The following is a 17698-nucleotide window of genomic DNA, read 5'->3' on the forward strand; positions in this document are numbered from 1 at the left end:
AACCCGCCTGTTTAACGACAACAAAAGGGCGTACGCAGCCGGATTCCAGCTACTCGCCCTTTTGTCCATTACTCTAATCCTATATCTATAATTGAAACAGCCTCAGCTCAGCGATTCACTTACAAGCTGACGCCTCCAGCCTCAAGCAAATCACGCACGGCAACGCTGACCATGATTAGGCCGGCTACCGGTGGAACAAATGAATTGCTGGCTGGCGGTTGTTTCGCTTTACGTCGATCCGGCGCATTCTCCGGAACAATCTTGTCCGTAACATCCTGACGTGGCTTCATTGGCGGCTCCGTAGAGAAGACCACCTTCACGCCTTTCTTAATCCCATCCTTACGCAGCTTCTGGCGAATGACACGGGCAATCGGATCATACGTTGTCTTGGAAATGTCCGCTACCTGGAATCTTGTAGGATCCATTTTGTTGGCAGCGCCCATGCTTGAGATCATAGGAATTCCACGTGACAGACATTCTTTAATCAAATGGACCTTGTAGATAATCGTATCCGAGGCATCAATCACATAATCCGGTTTCAGCTTGAACAGTTCCTCATAGGTTTCTTCCGTATAGAACATGTTCAGCGCAATCGCTTCACATTCCGGATTAATCAGCTTCACGCGATCCACCATCAGTTCGGCCTTCTTTTGCCCAACCGTAGTAGTAAGTGCGTGAATCTGCCGATTCACATTGGTAATGTCGACAGAATCCTTATCAATCAGAATCAGTCTGCCGATCCCGCTACGAGCCAATGCCTCAACAGCCATACCGCCAACACCGCCGATACCAAGTACCGCTACTGTGCTGTTCTTCATAATCTCCAGACCTTCCGGTCCGATCGCCAGTTCCGTACGTGAGAACTGATGCAGCATGAGGTCAGCCTCCTTCAAAAGCTATGGCGAAGCAGAAATCTGCCTCGCCCGCTTTATTTAATTATTCTTTTTCTTTTTCTTTCTTTGGTTTAAGGGCCAGCTTAATGTGCAGTTGCTCCAATTGTGAACCGTCTACTGGTGCAGGTGCATCCATAAGCAGGTCCGTTGCACTTGCCGTTTTCGGGAATGCGATGGTTTCGCGCAGATTTGTACGACCCGCCAGCAGCATGATTAGACGATCTAAACCGAAGGCGATACCACCGTGTGGAGGTGTACCATATTCGAACGCATCCATCAGGTAACCGAACTTCTCGTAAGCAACCTCTTCTGTGAAGCCGAGAGCTTGGAACATTTTTTCCTGTACTTCACGTTTGTAAATCCGCATGGAGCCGCCGCCTACTTCATAACCGTTCAGAACGATATCGTAGGCTTGTGCACGAATTGCACCTGGATCTGTGTCAAACAGATGCAGATCCTCTTCACGCGGACGAGTGAACGGATGGTGTTCTGCTACATAACGTTTCTGATCTTCATCATAACCAAGCAATGGGAAGTCAGTCACCCAAGCGAACTTGAACACGTTATCGTCGATCAGACCCAGCTGACGTCCGATTTTGACACGAAGGGCGCCTAGAACGTCCGCTACAACCTTTTTGGTATCAGCGGAGAACAACAGTAGGTCGCCTTCTTCAGCGCCTGTACGCTCCTTCACAGCGGCAATTTCTTCTTCAGTGAAGAATTTGACAATCGGTCCTTTGAACTCGCCGTCTTTCACTTGAATCCAAGCCAAACCTTTCGCACCATAACGCGCAGCATAAGGTCCGAGATCATCGATTTCTTTACGAGTCCAAGTCCCGCAGCCTTTAGCATTTAGACATTTCACTTCTCCGCCCTTTTCGATCACAGAAGCAAATACCTTTACGCCACTTGTGGCAACAATATCGTTCATTTCTACAAGCTCTAATCCAAAACGCAGGTCAGGTTTGTCTGAACCGTATTTGCCCATTGCCTCAGCATAAGTCAAACGTTGGAATGGAAGCTGAATATCCGCTCCTACAGTTTCTTTGAACAAACGCTGCATTAGGTTCTCCATCATGCCAAGCAACTCATCTTGAGACAGGAATGAAGTCTCGATGTCCACTTGTGTAAATTCCGGCTGGCGGTCAGCACGCAAATCTTCATCACGGAAACAACGAGCAATTTGATAATAGCGTTCAACGCCACCCACCATCAAAAGCTGCTTGTAGATTTGTGGAGATTGAGGCAATGCGAAAAACTCGCCTTCATGCACACGGCTTGGCACCAAATAATCACGCGCACCTTCCGGTGAGCTCTTAGTTAGGATTGGTGTCTCTACGTCAATAAATCCTTCACTGTCAAGGAAATCGCGAAAAATCTTAGAAGCTTTCGAGCGTAGCAACAATGTTTTTTGCATTTCTGGACGACGCAGATCCAGGTAACGATATTTCAGACGAAGAGATTCGTCTACTTCCACTCCATCTTCGATGAAGAATGGAGGAGTCTTAGCAGCGTTCAGCACTTCGATATCTGTAATTTGAACTTCAATCTCACCTGTTGGCAGATTGCGGTTAATAGTTTCTTCATCACGTTTAACCACTTTTCCTTTGACAGCCAAAACATACTCACTGCGAACCTTATCCGCAATTTGAAGTGCTTCGCCGGAGTAGTCCGGGTTGAATACAACTTGCACAATACCGCTTCTGTCACGCAGGTCAATAAAAAGTACGCCCCCAAGGTCGCGGCGGGTCTGGACCCATCCGTTTAAGGTTACCGTTTGTCCAATATGTTCTGGTGTTAATTGCCCACAGTTATGACTTCTTTGCATAATTCACCATTCCCCTTTTTATTTAAAAATACATTTCTACTTAAAAAGTCTTCTTCTATACCAACGCCTGAGCCAGCTCTTCGAGCTTCACAGTCTGCTGTTCCCCTGTGCTCATCGACTTCAGCGCAATTACACCATTCTTCAGCTCGTCTTCGCCAAGAATCGCAGTATAACGTGCCGACATACGGTCAGCTGACTTCATCTGCGCCTTCATCTTCCGGCCGAGGTAGTCGCGTTCTGCCGAGAACCCTTGGCTACGCAGAAAGTATAGCTGCTTGGAGATTTCAATGTCAGCCTCTTCGCCAAGAGCTACAAAATACACATCCAGTGGCTTCGCAGTCTCCAGTTCTACCTTCTGATCTTCCAGAATAAGAAGAATACGCTCCAGTCCGATCCCAAAACCAATACCCGGTTGATCCGGTCCACCGATTTCTTCAACCAAACCATTGTACCGGCCTCCGCCGCCTACGGTATCAATAGAGCCAATGCCAGCTGCTTTATATTCAAACGCAGTATGCGTGTAATAATCCAAACCACGTACAAGACGAGGATTAATCGTGAACTCTACACCCATAATGTCGAGATGCATCTTAACCTTCTCAAAATGAGTTATGCATTCATCATCCAAACTGTCCAAAATAGAAGGGGCATCTGTAAATTTATCCTGATCCACCTTGCAATCCAGCACACGAAGCGGATTACGCTCGATTCGACGCTGACAGTCACTACAGAGGTTATCCTTCATCGGTCTAAGGAATCCCAGCAGCTTCTCCCGGTAAGCCGCACGGCTTGGTGCATTACCCACGGAATTAAGCTCCACTCTTACATCCTTAAGACCTAGATCCTTATAGAACTGATAGCCCATAGAGATTACTTCTGCATCAATAGCCGGATCCACGGCCCCAAACGCCTCAATCCCAAACTGATGGAACTGGCGATATCTTCCGGCCTGCGGACGCTCATAACGGAACATAGGTCCGATATAATACAGCTTGCTTACATCAGGTTCACCGTATAGCTTGTTCTGAACGTAAGCTCGCACGACACCAGCCGTTCCTTCTGGACGAAGAGCCAAATCACGGTCGCCTTTGTCCTTGAACGTATACATTTCGCCTTCCACAATATCCGTTGTTTCGCCTACTCCACGTTCGAATAACCCTGTGTGCTCAAACATAGGTGTGCGAATTTCCCGGTAGTTAAAACGGCGGCATAAATCTCTGGCCTTCCCCTCAATATACTGCCATTTCTCCACAGCACCCGGAAGCACGTCCTGCGTTCCTGTTGGTTTCTCGAATCTTTCTTTAGCCACAGTCTATCCCTCCTAAAAAATAACCCCTCTAAAGCTGTTCTCTTCATCTGTTTCTATTGCAGAAAAAGCAAAAAATCCCTCGCCCTGTTTTATAAAAAAACAGGGACGAGGGATTATCATAACCAATAATACACCACGTGGTACCACCCACATTCCGGATCAGTAAAAATATACTGAAGCCGCTCAAAGCGGTTAACGCCCGCCTACGCGTAAACGGCTACTGATCGCGGCAATCAACACTGCCCACTTTCGCCGTACGTTCTCGGGGAGGTCATTCATTCGCTCATCAACAGAATCCTTGCAGCCAAGCGATACCGGTTCATCATCCACTTAAGTAGATGTCATCCGAATCGACAAGGGATTCTTCTCTGGAGTTGTGGGTTCTCGAATTACTTGGTCCCGTCATCAAAACCATATGATAAAATCGTATATTGTTAATATTCTACTGAACTACTGCATTAAAGTCAAGGTAGTAAAAAGGATGCCTAGTATAAATTTTGACAGCTTCCGAGTTTTTTATTCAGCAATTATATTGTAACAAAAAAATGACCTGCAGCCGAATGCTGCAGGTCCATCATCATATATTATTAAAAAGGGGGTCATGCCTTTATTATAAACACGCTATATTAAGGAATCATGTACGTAATATTACGATTATATTACATTCCATGAAAGCGGTTTATTTTTAATAGAATACTATTCGAATTGTTCAACATAAGCTCCTTTGCCCCGGAGGATTTCCACAACTTCATTATAATTCTCTTCTGCTATACTTAGCTCCATCACATAACGAAGTTCACTTAAATCCCCATCTTCGAGATCTCCTTCTGCCACGTTCGCACTAACCTGATCTTCATTCACACTATAATGCGTTTCAGGGTCAGCCCGAGTGTCGGAGGCGGCAATGCCAGGAACCAGCATAGCTCCAGCTGCAGGTGTGCTAGCCGTTCCAAGCGTTCCAGTTGTGCCTGCGACTACAGATGCACTATCCAGTGGAATGATTGGAAACAGAATATTACGATCATTGCCGATAGGGTCCGTGAGTGGCCAAACCTCCAAGCCATCCACCTTATAGCTAATCAATGCTGTTTTTGCGCCTTCTGCTTCATTTTCAGTTCTGAAATACGCTTGGATTTTTCTGCTCATTGCCATTACCTCCTTGGATTATAAGACTCTTATTTAAATATTGCTTATTTATTTCAGGACCTTCAATATTTCACGAACAAATGCAGGCTCATCTTTTGGTGTACGCGAAGTAATGTAATTGCGATCAACCACTACTTCCTCATCCTTAAACTCCGCGCCGGCATTCACAACATCATCCTTCAGCGGAGGATAAGAGGTAATGGTGCGTCCCTTAAGCAAGTCTGCACTGATCAGAATTTGCGGTCCGTGGCAAATAGAGGCGATAGGTTTGCCTGCTTCATTTGCTTCTTTTACAAACTTCAAAATATCGGCATTTTGCCGTAAATTCTCGGGGGAAGAACCACCCGGGATAACAATCGCGTCATAATCACTTGCTTGAACCTCGGCGATCGCCTTGTCTGCTGCGTAGGAGACTTCTTTCTTTTTACCCAGCAGGGTCTCCCCTTTTTTCAAACCAATAATGTCAGCTTGATGTCCTGCCTTTATAATTTCATCATAAGGAACCTTCATTTCAGAATCTTCAAAATCATTAGCCAGTAAGAAAGCAACGTTATTCATGTAATAGTTTCTCCTCTCTGTCTTTAGCAATTAATGATGTTCTAATTATTCTTTCTTGTGGTCTATTACCCTTATGAGGATGCTTTCTAACCTTTAATCGGAAAAAAGGCTTCCTTCACAACACCGAAAAAGCCGCATTTTCCACCCGCTTCAGGTACGCGGCAAGAGATTGCGGCTTCTTCCTTTGATCACTAGTGGTTCGGTCTCGCCTTCTAGCTTTTTGGCTAATGCACAGGCTTCCATAGGACTCCCAGTCGGTAGTGCCGGGATACTTCTCCATACCCATGCCTTCTGTGATTGTCTCATTCTTAAACTCCTGCCTTATGCGTGATATCTGCCTGCATTTAGTTTATCCAGCCCGAAGAAGCTCTATCCGCATAAAAAAAAGATGTCGAAAGTTAGCTCCGGCCAGAAGCAATCTTCGACATCCTCTATTTCGTTAGCTGCGGCTATCCAGAATGAGAGTAACTGGGCCCCAATTGGTCAGCGACACATCCATCATCGCTCCAAATATGCCCGTCTCCACCTGAAGACCTCCAGCTCTAAGCTCTTGATTAAAATAATCATAAAGACGCTCGGCCTCCACAGGAGCTGCAGCTCCCATGAAATTCGGCCGTCTTCCCTTACGGCAATCTCCGTATAAAGTAAACTGGGACACTGAAAGAATAGCTCCGTTAGTATCCGTGACACTATAGTTCATTTTGCCAGCATCATCTTCAAAAATACGCAGTCCAGCTATTTTATCCGCTAAATATTTGGCATCCTTCTCTGTATCTTCATGGGTAACGCCGACAAGCAGCATCAGGCCATTGCCAATCGCTCCGGTCACTGTCTCATCCACGGTTACTTTGGCGTCCTTGCAACGCTGTACTACAACTCTCATCGCACTACTTCGCTCCTTGCCTTATTGCATGATCCGATTCACTGTATATACATCTTTGACTCGTTTCACTTTATCTACAACGGATTGCAGATGCTCCGTATTACGAATAAGGATGGTCATATGAATCATTGCCATCTTATTCTTGTCAGAGCGCCCAGTGACCGCTGAAATGTTCGTTTTGCTCTCGGACACTGCCTGCAGTACTTCATTGAGCAGTCCATTGCGATCATGGCCTGTAATCTCAATATCCACACTGTAGTTTGCTTCCATCGTGCCTTCCCATTCCACTTCAATCACTCTAGCTGCTTCTTCTCCGTCACCTTCACCCGGAATGTTAGGACAATCCTGGCGGTGTACAGATACGCCCCGGCCCCGTGTAACATAACCTACAATGTCGTCACCCGGAACCGGGTTGCAACATCGTGCAAAACGAACAAGTAAGTTTTCAATTCCTTTTACACTAACACCATTGGTAGGTTGATTACGTCTCTCGCCGGAAGACTTGATCTCCTTCATCTCTGAAGTAAGCTCCAAGTGATTAGCAGCTTCTTCCTGCTCCTTGCGCAGCTTCTCCGTCAAGCGGGAGGCAATTTGCGAAGCGGTAATCCCACCAAAACCAACGGCAGACAACATATCCTCTACATCATTAAAGGCAAATTTTTTCGCAGCTTCCAATAGTTTTTCATCAGAAATCCACTCGGAAACTTCGACATTCAGGCGCTTCAGCTCACGTTCAATCGCTTCGCGACCTTTTTCGACATTTTCCTCACGTTTTTCTTTTTTGAACCATTGCTTAATTTTGCTTCTTGCGTGAGAGGATTGTGCAATTTTGAGCCAGTCACGGCTAGGTCCGTAAGAATGCTTAGACGTCAAAATCTCAACAATATCGCCCGTCTTCAGCTTGTGATCAAGCGGCACGATCCGCCCGTTCACCTTGGAACCAATTGTACGATTGCCCACTTCTGTATGAATGCGGAACGCGAAGTCAAGAGGCACAGAACCCGCAGGAAGCTCAATAACCTCACCTTTAGGAGTAAATACAAACACCAGGTCTGAGAAAAAATCCATTTTCAGTGATTTTACGAACTCTTCGGCATCCTTAGCTTCATGCTGCAGCTCCAATATTTCGCGAAAGAAAGGCATCCGATTCTCCGGATTAGCATTATTACTGCTGCCTTCTTTGTATGCCCAGTGTGCGGCTATCCCGTATTCTGCCGTGCGGTGCATTTCCCAGGTGCGAATTTGCACCTCAGTAGGCTCTCCGCCTGGTCCTACCACAGTAGTATGCAGAGATTGATACATATTGGCTTTTGGCATAGCTATATAATCTTTAAAACGCCCCGGCATTGGCTTCCATAAGGTGTGAATAATTCCAAGGGTTGCATAACAGTCCTTGATATTATCCACAATGATACGAATGGCCAGCAGGTCATAAATTTCATTAAACTGCTTGTTTTTTGTGCTCATTTTGTTATAAACACTGTAAATATGCTTCGGGCGGCCGGAAAGATCACCTTCAATGCCCATTTCATCCAGCTTGGCACGAATACGGCCAATTACGCTGTCGATAAATTGCTCACGCTCGGCCCGCTTCTTATGCACCAGATTAGCAATCCGGTAATACTGCTGCGGGTTCAAGTAACGAAGCGCAATATCCTCCATCTCCCACTTAATCGCGGAAATCCCCAGCCGGTCAGCTACAGGACAGAAAATCTCCAACGTCTCATAAGAAATACGGCGCTGGCTCTCTTCAGATTGGTATTTTAACGTTCGCATATTATGCAGACGGTCCGCCAGTTTAATGACAATGACCCGGATATCCTGAGCCATAGCAATAAACATTTTGCGGTAATTCTCGTTCTGCTGCTCTTCCTTTGAGCGAAAGCGAATGCGTTCCAGCTTCGTTAAGCCGTCAACAAGCATTGCGCAGGTATCGCCAAATTTAGCGCGGATTTGTTCCAGTGAGACCGTCGTATCTTCCACCACATCATGCAAAAGCGCTGCAACAATAGATATAACATCCATTTGCATATTGACGACAATATCTGCCACCGCCAGCGGATGCAGAATGTATGGCTCCCCCGACTTGCGGATCTGCCCGTGATGAGCCTGATCGGCAAATTCATAAGCTTCCCGGATGCGGAGAAGATCTTTATCTTTTATATAGGCGCCAGCCTTATCAATTAATCGCTCAATGCCCATTCTCGTCGTATCCGATTCCTTTCTATAATAAAATGAACCCGCAACTGTTCAAAAATCTGCAGGTTCCAATCATTTCATTTGTCCAAGCTTACTTACGCCCTTATTCAAAGTTGTCTATAATTATGAGGCTTAAGGAGGATTACGTCAACACTTGCCATCTCATGGAATTCCAGAAGTAAAAGTAATTAAATTCGGACAAATTAATAACACTTGTGAAAATGTTGTTGTAAAAAAGCCAAGTTCTATTTAATCTAGTAAAGGCGGATTTTCGCCGGACAACATAATATCAGATAAGAAAGAGGAGTGAACTCCATTGCAACGCGAAATTCAAGTTAACGAAAAACTTCCATGGGGCCCAGGCTTTCTATTAAGTCTCCAGCATTTGTTTGCCATGTTTGGCAGTACAGTGCTAGTGCCTAACTTGTTCGGGGTCGACCCTGGAATGATTTTGCTTATGAATGGTATCGGTACATTGCTGTACATTTGGATCTGTCGCGGTAAAATCCCTGCGTACCTTGGTTCCAGCTTTGCCTTTATTGCACCGGTATTATCAGTACTCAGTCGTTACCCAAATGATCACATGAAAGGATACTCGCTTGCTTTGGGTGCTTTTATCGTCACTGGTATTATATTCGTGCTCGTGGCATTGATCATTCGTTATGCAGGAACCAAATGGATTGATGTTGTTTTCCCTCCAGCAGTAATGGGAGCTATCGTAGCTACGATCGGACTTGAACTTGTACCTGTTGCCGCACGAATGGCAGGACTTATTGCTCCTGAAGGCGTTGCAGTTGCAGACTGGACGCCAGATGGCAAAACAATCGCACTTTCTATGGTGACGCTTGGTGTAACTGTAATTGGAGCTGTACTCTTCCGCGGTTTTCCAAAAATCATTCACATCCTTATTGGTATCGTCACTGGTTATGGTTTAGCATATATTTTGAAAATGGTGGATACCGCTGCTATCTCTAATGCAAAATTTTTAGCGCATCCTTCCATTGTTACTCCTTCATTTGATTGGAATGTAATATTCACTATTATCCCGGTATCATTAGTTGTTATCGTTGAGCATATTGGACATTTACTTGTAACAAGCAATATTGTTGGCAGAGACTTGGCTAAAGATCCTGGACTTGATCGCTCCCTGATGGGGAACGGGATATCTACAATTATCTCCGGTTTTATCGGTTCTACTCCAAATACAACCTACGGTGAAAATATCGGGGTTATGGCGTTGACTAAAGTATATTCGGTATATGTAATCGGCGGCGCAGCGGTGATTGCTATTCTGCTTTCATTCTCTGGTACTTTCTCCTCCGTTATCGCTAATATTCCAACCCCTGTAATGGGTGGTGTATCCTTGTTGCTGTTTGGTGTAATTGCGGCTTCCGGATTACGTATTTTCGTTGAGCAAAAAGTTGATTTTTCCAAAGCTACGAACATGATCATGGCTACGTTGGTACTCGTTGTCGGAATCAGTGGTACAACCCTTACTATGGGCAACGTTAAACTTAGTGGTATGGCGCTGGCTACAATTGTTGGTATCGTATTGGCACTGTTCTTCAAACTCATTGAAGTGCTTGGACTGTCTAATGATGGCGGAGAAAGTGATAAAACTGCCCATTAATCGGTTGAAAAAATAGAATTTTAAAAAAGCTGCTCCAACATCCATTTATGGACTTGGGCAGCTTTTTTTATTGACTCAGATACAAAACAGCAACTCTCCGCCAAAAGGCAGACAGCTGCTGTTATTATCTTACATTTTCCAATTACTGTTTAACTTCCACCCTTTTCGTCACGCGCTAATCTTTGCACTTTTCAGCATAATTCGAGAGCCGAATCCCCGTTTATTTCCCGGGAAAAGACAAACTTCACAAGATTAATCCTCGTAATTCACCAAGGAAAGAACTTCAACTCCAGAAAGCTTATTACGCCCAGCAAGCTCAACCAGTTCAATCAGAAAAGCAGCACCTACCACTTTACCGCCAAGCTGTTCTACAAGGTTAACCGAAGTAGCAATGGTTCCACCAGTTGCCAATAAATCATCAGCGATCAATACTTTTTGACCAGGCTTGATAGCATCCGTGTGAACAGCAAGTGTGTCCTTTCCATACTCAAGATCATAACCTACCTCTATAGTCTCATATGGAAGCTTGCCGCTTTTACGAATCGGCACAAAACCTACTCCCATCGCATAAGCAAGAGGTGCTCCAACTACGAAGCCACGTGCTTCTGGTCCAGCGATAACGTCGATTTCCAAGTGCGCTACGAGAGCTTTCAACGCGTCAATCGCTTGGCGGTAAGCCTCCCCGTCTTTAAGCAATGTGGTGATATCTTTAAAACTAATACCTTCTTTAGGGAAATCAGGAATCACACGAATACTATCTTTAAAATCCAAATTTATCATCTCCTATAAGTTTTGTTAGCATAGCTGCTTTGATTCAGATCGACAAAACTTGCTTCGTAAGCATACGTTTTGTTATATTGAGCGTTGCATTTTTATACACCGTTGGGTACGCTCAGCAGCTCATATTTGCATGGATTATGATACGCCTAAACGACGCGATAACATCCAGTCCTGTAACTCTGACAGGCTGCCCTCCATGAAGTATTGCTCCATTTCCGCCATCTGTCCCAGTCGGACAAAATGACTCGATGCTGTCAGACTTTTAGCTACTGGCTGAGTAATAAACGCCACACTTCCCTGACTTCTTTTAATAAAATCAAGCTCCTCAAACACATCAAGCATGTTGTTAAGCATGCGGATACTTAACGAGGACTGGCGGCTTAACCGCAGCAAAACTTCGTTCTCAGGTGTTGCAACTGAGGTGATCGAAGCCAACAGTTTATATAGTATTTTGAAATGATCCCGTGTCGGAGTAATAAGTCGTTCTCGGCCATCCTTGATAGAATGCAATAACGCAATATTATCAGCATTAGGGAAGGTTTCGAGCAGCGCATCCAGTTGTTCAGGAGTCTCCGGCATATCCAGTAAGCATAACAGGGAGACATGCCCTGATTCCTGAAGGGGCTCATCCTTAACAGCAGCGCTAATGCCAGCTTCTTTATCATATACCCATAAAGACATTCCTATCAATTCACTTGCAGGCGTACTACGTCCGTTCTGAAACACTGCAGCAGCTCGATACGGACCCGCACCACTATAAGGAAGAAGTAGTTCTCTAATATGTGCGGCTTGCCGTACGGCGTCAGCAGCACCACGAAGATCGAATAACTGAGCATCCTGCACAGATAAATCCTGCAGCATCAGCTGTGATTTGCGTGAGCCATTCCATTCATTGATCGACAGCTCAGCTAACACGTTGATCGTAGTACCCGCCGGTAGCAGCCTGGATAAAGCGCCTTTACCAAACGCCAAGGCTTCAATGCTGTTTTTCCCCTGCTGCAATACAATCTTCAGGTGTTTTCCATCTTGGCCCATTGTACGTGTCTCTTTCACGGTAGCCCCACGAATAATAAACTTCGGCAACGGATTAGACATTCCGAATGGTGCAAGCCTTTCCAATTCTAACGCGGTCTGCAGTGATAAATCTGAGATTGACACCTCTGCATCAGCGGAAGCAACAGGAACGAAATGCTCTGGCGTTAACACCCCGGACGCATATTCGTTTAATGCTGCAGCAAAGGCTTCTAATCCATCCCGATGCAGGCTCATTCCCGCAGCGGCTGGATGACCTCCAAAATGATCCATTAAATCAGAACAAGAAGAAAGTGCAGCGTAGATGTCAAGTCCAGGAATGGAGCGAGCAGAACCTTTGCACATTCCGGTCTCTGGATGTATATCCAGAATGATCACAGGCCGATAATAACGCTCCAGCAGTTTGGAAGCCACTATACCTACCACACCTACATTCCAGCCATGATCAGCAAGAACAATGATGTCTGGGATTTCGCCACCCTGTGTCATCTGCTCCAGCTTGGCAGTAGCCTCAACAACAATTCTTTCTACCACCAATTGGCGTTCTTTGTTAAGCAGGTCCAGCTCTCCAGCTAGCTGCTCTGCCTCAGCCGCATGCTCGGTAGTGAGGAGGGACACAGCCCGTCCAGCATGGTCCAGGCGACCACTGGCATTAATGCGCGGCGCCATGCCAAAAGCGATATTGACCGCACTCACAGTGCTCATGTTCACACCGCTGACAGCGAGTAAGGCACGAATCCCCGGGAAACTTGAATGCCGCATACTTTCCAAGCCATTTCTAACAATCTCACGGTTTTCGCCAAGCAGCGGCATTAAATCCGCAACCGTTCCTATCGCTGCAATCTCTGCCCATTCTGTGGGAGTTTCTTCCCCTAGAATAGCCTGAGCAAGCTTATAAGCCACACCTACACCCGCTAATCCTTTGAACGGATAAGGGCAGTCTGGCAGCTTGGGATTAATAAGCGTATAGGCCTCTGGCAAAAGCTCAGGGGGTTCATGGTGATCCGTAACGATCACATCGATCCCCAGTTCATTAGCGTAAGCAACCTGATGATAAGCGCTAATGCCAGTATCTACTGTAATGATTAAGGAGACACCTTGCTGTAAAGCCCAATCCAGGGCATGATTATGCAGCCCATAACCCTCATTAGAGCGGTGTGGGATATAAATATCAAAGGAAGCGCCTAAATAGCGCAGCAGATGAATCATAAGTGCTGTGCTGGACACCCCGTCGGCATCATAATCGCCATAAATAAGAATATGTTCTTCATCTTTTAAAGCCTTTCTAATTCTAGGAACCGCTTCAGCCATTCCTTTGAGTAGGAACGGATCATGCTGTTCTTCCTCACTGCCATCCATGAAGCTTAGAGCTTCATGAGGCGTGTTCATTCCTCTATTTACTAATAGTGAGGATAAGAGTGGAGAAATAGAAAGGCTCCGGGCCATATCCCTAACTGTGTCGGGATTGGCTGCCGGAGATTGCCATCTTGTTTTTGAATAAAGCAATAGAACTCACCTTTCTCTCACCTTGCAAACTACTGAAGCAACGTAGGAATATCATTATCCGGCAATTCATAATTGCTTTTGTACGGATAGCCGGGATCATAAGGAACAACGTCCATATGCACCTCACCGACATGAACAAACCGGTGCTGCAGCAGCTTCCTAGCGCATTCCGAAATATCCTGTGCTTCCATCACCGTAATCCGCGGATTCACACTGATCTTCACTTGAAGATTCACATAATTCCCTTGCTCAAGTGCCTTCAGATGTTCTACGCGAATGACGCCATGAACACGTTGCACCGTTTCAATAAAATTAGCGGCTTCCTCCGAAGGAAGCTCCTGCGCATTTTTAGTGTTAATAGAGCTAGCAATGAGTGAATAACCTTTACGAAGAATTAAAACTCCGGTTAAGAGTGCGGCAATAGGATCCATATAAGATAGAGGATGCCAATAGGTGCCACCCATGGATAACGAAATTCCGACTAATACTGTGATAGATGTATATAAGCTGAAACGATGACTATTAACATATGCAGCGTGACTGCCATCACCTATTTTTTTAAAGTAGCGATATTGATATTGAAATACAGCTTCTTTAAAAACAATAGATACTAAGACGGTAACAAACGCCAGCTGTCCGTGTGTAGATGATTTTCCATCCGTTAAGTCGCGGATTGCAGAGAATGCGATCTGCAGTCCCCCCATAAGAATAAATACCGAAAAAAGTATAGCCAACAGCGGCTCCTTAGTGCCCCGCCGTTCTTCGATCCGTTGCTTACTCTTTCTCCCTTGCTCAGAGCGCCACGGAAGAATATCCGCCAGTTTGGCTGCTGCGTCTGCTCCGGAATACAAAGCATCCCCCATTAATGCCTTGCTCCCTGAAATATAGCCAAAACTCCCCTTAGCTACTGCCAAAGTAACATCGCTAATGATCCCTGTCCAAGCAACCGTCTCGCTTTGCGGTGATCGTTCTTTATTCATACGAGGCCCTCCTTACCAATAGCAAGTAATCTCATGATGATTCAATACACATGACATGACCCTAAAGATTTCGAAAGCCGCGTCGCATTTGACGCGGCTTTCTTAAACGTATAAGAAAAGTAGAACTTCGATGCTAATTTCTTCTAACCTTTATTCGGGCTGCTCTTCACTTTAACCTTCTCACGCTTTTTAAGCACTAACCAGAGTGGACTGGCAATAAAGATGGAAGAGTAAGCTCCGAAGAGCAAGCCGATTACCATCGCAAGCGAGAACATCTTAATCGACTCGCCTCCGAACAATAACAGGAAGAACGCCGCAATGAATACGGTAAATGCGGTATAGAGAGAACGCATAAGCGTTTGAGCCACACTTTTATTCACAAGGTGTTTCAAGTCTTCATAAGTTTTCTGTTTACCAAAACGTAAATTCTCACGGATACGGTCAAAAATAACGATCGTATCATTAATGGAATAACCGATAATCGTAAGCACCGCTACAATGAAAGTCAAATCCACTTCCAAACGGAAGATAGAGAAGAGCGCGACTACGATAAAGGCATCATGGAGCAAGGCCACAATCGATGCCACGGCGAAACGCCATTCAAAACGAATACTTACATAAATAATAATCCCCAGACAAGAAATCAGAACTGCATAAATAGCATTACGTGCCAATTCTTTAGCCATTTCAGTGTCCACGGTGTTAATCTCAAACGATGCTTTGTCATCCAGCTTAAGGATTTCAGCTTTTAGAGCCTCATCTTGAGCCTCATCAAGAACTTCGTCATAGCGAATATTCACACGCTGATCACCAAACGAAATCGTTGGTTCATGATCGACATCGATTGCACTAGTTGCAGTCTTAACCTGATCCAAGTTCAAATTCTTGGATAGGGAGATGTCCACATTAGATCCAGCTTTGAAGTCAACGCTGTAATTCAGGCCAAATGTCGCCAGGAATATCAATCCTGCTACTGTCAATGCGATAGAGAAAATATAGAAATATTTACTCAAATGTACGAAATCAAGCTCTTTCTTAAAGCGCACGGATTTCACTCTCCTTAACACCGAAGCTCTTCGGTTTGTTCAGCTTACCCGCTTTGACAAGCTGGCTAAGCAACCAGTGGGAGAAATAAAGATTCGTGGCGATACTCAGCACGATTTCTACAATCAGCACCAATGCAAAGCCTTTGACCGCACCTGTACCGAAGGCAAACATAACTGCTGCCACAATAATAGTAGTCACATTGGAGTCCATTACTGTCCGGAAAGAGGATTTATTCCCTGCTTTAACGGAGGACAGTATACTTTTTCCACTGCGCATTTCTTCCCGTATCCGTTCGTTGGTAATGATATTGGCATCGACCGCCATACCTATACCCAGAATAAATGCGGCTATACCAGGCAGTGTCAAGGTAAAGTCTGCGAAGACGAAGACCGCAATTAGCGCCCATGTATGCAAGAGCAATGCAAAACTAGCCAAAAGACCTGGCAAACGATACATTCCGATCATAAAAATAAGGATAATCACAGAAGCCAGCAGACCTGCTCGAATCGTTTGATCAAGCGATTGCTTACCCAGGGTAGCACCCACACTTTGGGAATATTTCTCCGTCAGCTTCAGTGGCAATGCACCTAGGTTAATGGTGTCTGCAAGTTCACGTGCTTCCTTAATTGTATAGTTACCCGAAATAGAAGCACTGCCATCGGTAAGTACAGCTTGTACCGTAGGGTCAGATAGTTTGTTCTCATCCAAGTAAATCGCGAGATTCTTTCCTAAGAGACGTTTAGTAATCTCTGCAAATTTGTCCTTGTCCTTAATCTTGATGCTGATGATTGGCTGATTCAGGTTATCCCGTCCAACTTCTGCAGCACCTTCAACAAAATCACTACCTACCAGTTCGATTTTGCTGTAAGTTCCCTCAGCGTCACCTTCAGCAGCACTACGGAAAGTCAGAACTGCAGGTTCCTTCATTTTTTTACGAACCTCGGCTTCATCCGTTACGCCCGCAATTTTCAAACGGATACGGTCCGTACCTTCAGTAGTTACCTCTGGTTCACTTGTTCCGAGCGCATTCGCCCGTTTTTCTAAGCTTTCCGCTGTCTTCAGCAGAGAAGCTCGGGACAATGCTGCTCCCGCTTCCATAGGCTCAGCATGATACAAAATCTCAAATCCGCCTTTCAGGTCAAGACCAAGTCTAACCTTGTCCAGCAGTCCAGGAGTAGTAAATGCCATAACGCCTGTCAAAACGAGCACGGTAATAAAAAAGCCCATTAGTCTCTTCATGCTCTAGCTAGTTCCCCTTTCATTAACTCAATATTCCTATTATAGCTACACGCGAAATGACCGTCAATTCACAGCATTGATAGAGCTATACTCACACAAAGAAACGGCCGCCCCTGCTTAAATCAGCAAGACATCCGTTTTAATAGGAGATGTGGAGTTATTATTCTCTTACTTTACTGCTTTATCAGGCAGTTCGCAAAAAGAAATATGTGGTTTATTGTTCAGTTCAACCCCCGATAGGCCGCAATAGTCAAATAATTCATGTAACTATTGGCTTTCAAGGAATAAATGTCGTTTACCAGCTTATGTAGGGGAGGCAAGCCTTCCTTATCATAATTACGGCTGATGCAATCCCAGATATCCTTGCTGGTTACATACTCATAGCCGAGGAGCCGGAATTCTTCAGCTTTGCTGCGGCACATGGCTTCGATTTCTTCACTATGTTGATCATGATTCCACTGTTCCGATTCCACGTGTTGACACCTCCAAAGATCGCTCATGTTCGTATGCTCACCATAGATATTCGACTCTTGTTCTTCGCTTTCCTTCTTCCGTCACAAAAAGTTAAAGCTACTAAAACAAGGCATGCCGAGATAGGGGTATAGCATATCCATAAGAATAGACAAGTTCGCCAGCGTTTTATTTCATTTTGGGAAGAAGGCGTGACC

General features: G+C 45.2%; 16 protein-coding genes. 1 reads left to right on the plus strand and 15 read right to left on the minus strand.

The genetic code is table 11. The annotated features are described in order from the left end of the window. Positions 1–119: 119 nt before the first annotated feature. From MKX34_RS25210 to MKX34_RS25250, 9 genes are all read right to left on the minus strand, one after another. On the minus strand, positions 120–875 hold the full coding sequence (locus MKX34_RS25210) for a tRNA threonylcarbamoyladenosine dehydratase (RefSeq protein WP_036677632.1): 756 nt from the start codon (positions 873–875) through the stop codon (positions 120–122). A 61-nt stretch (positions 876–936) separates the two neighbouring features. Next, the gene (aspS, locus tag MKX34_RS25215) at positions 937–2721 is read right to left on the minus strand and encodes an aspartate--tRNA ligase (protein ID WP_038572979.1); all 1785 of its coding nucleotides are present in this window, start codon (positions 2719–2721) and stop codon (positions 937–939) included. A gap of 55 nt (positions 2722–2776) precedes the next feature. Beyond that, positions 2777–4030 carry a histidine--tRNA ligase gene (hisS, locus tag MKX34_RS25220; protein WP_036677635.1) on the minus strand — a complete coding sequence of 418 codons (1254 nt, stop codon included), beginning with the start codon at positions 4028–4030 and terminating at the stop codon, positions 2777–2779. A 192-nt stretch (positions 4031–4222) separates the two neighbouring features. Beyond that, a complete protein-coding gene (locus MKX34_RS25225) occupies positions 4223–4360 on the minus strand; it encodes a hypothetical protein (protein ID WP_155288182.1) in 138 nt (45 codons plus the stop codon). A 366-nt stretch (positions 4361–4726) separates the two neighbouring features. Next, entirely contained in the window at positions 4727–5176 is a 450-nt protein-coding gene (locus MKX34_RS25230; RefSeq protein ID WP_036677637.1) for a hypothetical protein, read from the minus strand. Between the two features lie 48 nt (positions 5177–5224). Continuing rightward, positions 5225–5734 (minus strand): type 1 glutamine amidotransferase domain-containing protein, encoded by a 510-nt coding sequence (locus MKX34_RS25235; RefSeq protein WP_076297543.1) that lies wholly within the window; start codon positions 5732–5734, stop codon positions 5225–5227. A gap of 150 nt (positions 5735–5884) precedes the next feature. Then, positions 5885–6040, minus strand: a complete 156-nt coding sequence (locus tag MKX34_RS25240) for a hypothetical protein (protein WP_170914232.1) — start codon at positions 6038–6040, stop codon at positions 5885–5887. A 133-nt stretch (positions 6041–6173) separates the two neighbouring features. Continuing rightward, positions 6174–6617, minus strand: a complete 444-nt coding sequence (gene dtd, locus MKX34_RS25245; protein WP_076272393.1) for a D-aminoacyl-tRNA deacylase — start codon at positions 6615–6617, stop codon at positions 6174–6176. A 21-nt stretch (positions 6618–6638) separates the two neighbouring features. Then, positions 6639–8819 (minus strand): bifunctional (p)ppGpp synthetase/guanosine-3',5'-bis(diphosphate) 3'-pyrophosphohydrolase, encoded by a 2181-nt coding sequence (locus MKX34_RS25250; protein WP_036677643.1) that lies wholly within the window; start codon positions 8817–8819, stop codon positions 6639–6641. Between the two features lie 313 nt (positions 8820–9132). On the opposite strand from MKX34_RS25250, the gene uraA reads away from it, so the two are divergent. Next, a complete protein-coding gene (gene uraA, locus MKX34_RS25255) occupies positions 9133–10446 on the plus strand; it encodes a uracil permease (RefSeq protein ID WP_038572987.1) in 1314 nt (437 codons plus the stop codon). Between the two features lie 252 nt (positions 10447–10698). Here the strand turns inward: uraA and MKX34_RS25260 are convergent, their stop codons facing one another. The 6 genes from MKX34_RS25260 to MKX34_RS25285 all read right to left on the minus strand — a co-directional run bounded on the left by MKX34_RS25260 (position 10699) and on the right by MKX34_RS25285 (position 17503). Next, positions 10699–11217: an adenine phosphoribosyltransferase gene (locus tag MKX34_RS25260; RefSeq protein WP_036677647.1), complete on the minus strand. Its 519-nt coding sequence runs from the start codon at positions 11215–11217 to the stop codon at positions 10699–10701. Positions 11218–11361: 144 nt separating this feature from the next. After that, the gene (gene recJ, locus MKX34_RS25265) at positions 11362–13764 is read right to left on the minus strand and encodes a single-stranded-DNA-specific exonuclease RecJ (protein WP_038572989.1); all 2403 of its coding nucleotides are present in this window, start codon (positions 13762–13764) and stop codon (positions 11362–11364) included. A gap of 29 nt (positions 13765–13793) precedes the next feature. Further along, the gene (locus tag MKX34_RS25270) at positions 13794–14744 is read right to left on the minus strand and encodes a cation diffusion facilitator family transporter (protein WP_036677651.1); all 951 of its coding nucleotides are present in this window, start codon (positions 14742–14744) and stop codon (positions 13794–13796) included. A 143-nt stretch (positions 14745–14887) separates the two neighbouring features. Beyond that, positions 14888–15790, minus strand: a complete 903-nt coding sequence (gene secF, locus MKX34_RS25275) for a protein translocase subunit SecF (RefSeq protein WP_052097271.1) — start codon at positions 15788–15790, stop codon at positions 14888–14890. Continuing rightward, positions 15780–17030, minus strand: coding sequence for a protein translocase subunit SecD (gene secD / locus MKX34_RS25280; protein ID WP_036677653.1), 1251 nt, complete (start codon positions 17028–17030; stop codon positions 15780–15782). Before secD ends, secF begins: the two co-directional genes overlap by 11 nt. A gap of 221 nt (positions 17031–17251) precedes the next feature. Next, complete coding sequence (locus tag MKX34_RS25285) at positions 17252–17503, minus strand: post-transcriptional regulator (protein WP_036677655.1); 252 nt, start codon at positions 17501–17503, stop codon at positions 17252–17254. Between the last annotated feature and the right edge of the window lie 195 nt (positions 17504–17698).

The sequence above is a fragment of the Paenibacillus sp. FSL R5-0636 genome (assembly GCF_037974255.1).
GTDB classification, from domain to species: domain Bacteria; phylum Bacillota; class Bacilli; order Paenibacillales; family Paenibacillaceae; genus Paenibacillus_AQ; species Paenibacillus_AQ odorifer.